Origin of the sequence: Actinacidiphila oryziradicis (assembly GCF_005047355.1) — a bacterium.
Lineage (GTDB): Bacteria > Actinomycetota > Actinomycetes > Streptomycetales > Streptomycetaceae > Actinacidiphila > Actinacidiphila oryziradicis.
Genome location: NZ_SUMC01000305.1, coordinates 1 through 1,808, shown reverse-complemented (window position 1 = coordinate 1,808; position 1,808 = coordinate 1). Strand labels below are relative to the sequence as shown.

2 protein-coding genes and 1 pseudogene are annotated in these 1,808 nt (G+C 67.6%); 1 reads left to right on the top strand and 2 read right to left on the bottom strand.

The window, feature by feature from the left end; genetic code table 11:
* Positions 1-126: 126 nt before the first annotated feature.
* Positions 127-366, bottom strand: a pseudogene (locus tag FCI23_RS55445) (aldo/keto reductase); the annotation flags it as partial.
* Positions 367-508: 142 nt separating this feature from the next.
* On the opposite strand from FCI23_RS55445, the gene FCI23_RS55440 reads away from it, so the two are divergent.
* Positions 509-922: a MarR family winged helix-turn-helix transcriptional regulator gene (locus FCI23_RS55440; protein ID WP_246144948.1), complete on the top strand. Its 414-nt coding sequence runs from the start codon at positions 509-511 to the stop codon at positions 920-922.
* A gap of 459 nt (positions 923-1,381) precedes the next feature.
* Here the strand turns inward: FCI23_RS55440 and FCI23_RS55435 are convergent.
* Positions 1,382-1,808 (bottom strand): transposase (locus FCI23_RS55435; protein WP_169317496.1); only part of this gene is annotated, 427 nt, incomplete at its 5' end.

The following is a 1,808-nucleotide window of genomic DNA, read 5'->3' as shown; positions in this document are numbered from 1 at the left end:
ACCCAACGCGATGCGATCCGACAACCGCTCCTCAACCGGCGGCTTGACCTGTCCAGCTCGTGGCACTCAGCAACCCTCCCGAGGCACACACTACAAACAAGATCAACCCAAAGTCAGCGGCATTGCGCTTAGGAGCACCTTTTCGCGATCGTCGGCGCGGAGGGCGCGGCGGATGAGGTCCTCGTTGTGGCCCATGCCGTAGAAGTCGGCGGTGTCGAGGAGGGTGACGCCGGCGGCGAGGGCCGTGTGGATGGTGGCGATGGCGTCAGCCTCGTCGGCGGGGGCGGTGTGGTCGGACATGCCGGCGCAGCCCAGCGCGAGAGGGGCGACCTGCGGGCCGCCGGTTCCAAGGGGTCGGGTTTGCATGGATCCTTCTGTGGGGCGAGAGGGCGTAGCCGACGGGGCTGGCGAAGGAGCAGCCACCTGTTAGCGTTGATATTTCAACACTAGGAAGAGGCGCGTTGATATGTCAACACCAGGTGGCGGAGCTCCCGAGCCGGACGAGCCCATGGGCGACGCTGCACCGGAGCCCGTCGACCTCTGGTCCACCTTCAAGCGCGCCCACGAGATCGTCCGAGCCCGCGTGATCGCGGACACCGCCGAGGCAGCGGGCCTGTCCGAGCCGGACCTGACGATCCTCGTCAACCTCAACAAGGCGGGAGGCGCTCTACGCCAGAGCGAGCTCGCCGCGTCGCTTGGCTGGGACCGCACACGCATCTCCCACCAGCTCACCCGCATGGGCAAGCGCGGACTCCTCACCCGCGAACGCGCCGGCGGTGTCACCGTCACCCTCACCAACACCGGACGCCAGGCCATCACCACCGTGCGCCCCGGCCTGGACGCCGCGGTACGCCGCCACTTCACCGACAAGCTCTCCGCGCAGGAGATCGAAACACTGAGCTCTGTGCTCCGCCGGCTGTAGCCGCCGGAACACGAAGCCGACAAGCCGCCGGGGGCGCGATCACCGGCCCCCCGACCAGGTGGCCCTGCTCCCTCTGCTCGACTTCGTGCACGTCAGCGAGTAACGCGTGGGACGCGGCCCACTGCTTCTATGAACCCAGCACTCCCGGCAGGAGGGCGCGAGGGCGGCAATGCCTGCGCCCGAGATATCGCACAACTTGACAAACCTGATTCCACATAATGGGGAACGCTTGCCTGAGTAGACGCGAACCCAGGGAATCTCTGGATGGCACCTCCGGCTCTCCGCGGCGACAACGTGGAGATGTCCGCGCGTGGCACGCGCCAGGTCCCGGGCCCTGTCCGGGGTTCGTGCTCGCCTTGTCGTCGCACACGACGGACGACAGTGTGAACATGAACCTCCGTCAGGAAGACGCGTTCAGCGTCACCACGAGCGTCGGGACGTGCTCATCCTCCGAGTCGCTCAACAACAGGCCGGACTGGGACGTGACTTCACCTTCCGCACCAAGACCGCCATCGCTCTGGAACAGGCCCGGCGCGCTGTGCCCACCGGCGTCGGGCCGATCCGGGCCGACCTGCTCGCGGCACGGAAGGTGCCGAAACGGGCGTGGAACCGGCTCTCGTGGTACTGCTGGAACGCCGTCGGTGAGCGGGGGCGGTAGGTGGAGTCTGCCGGTTCCTGGGTGCTGAGGCGTTCGATGTTGACGGCGATCGCGGTCAGGACGCGCTGGACGTGGGCCTTGGCGACGCCGTGGTAGCGGCAGCGGCGCATCCGGTGGCCGTTGACCAGCTCGTTCATGGTGCCCTCGATGCCGGAGCGTGAGGCGTAGAGCCGCTGCCACTGCGGGTCCTGCTGGTCGGAGCGGTTCTGGGCCTGGAGTTCGTGGAGG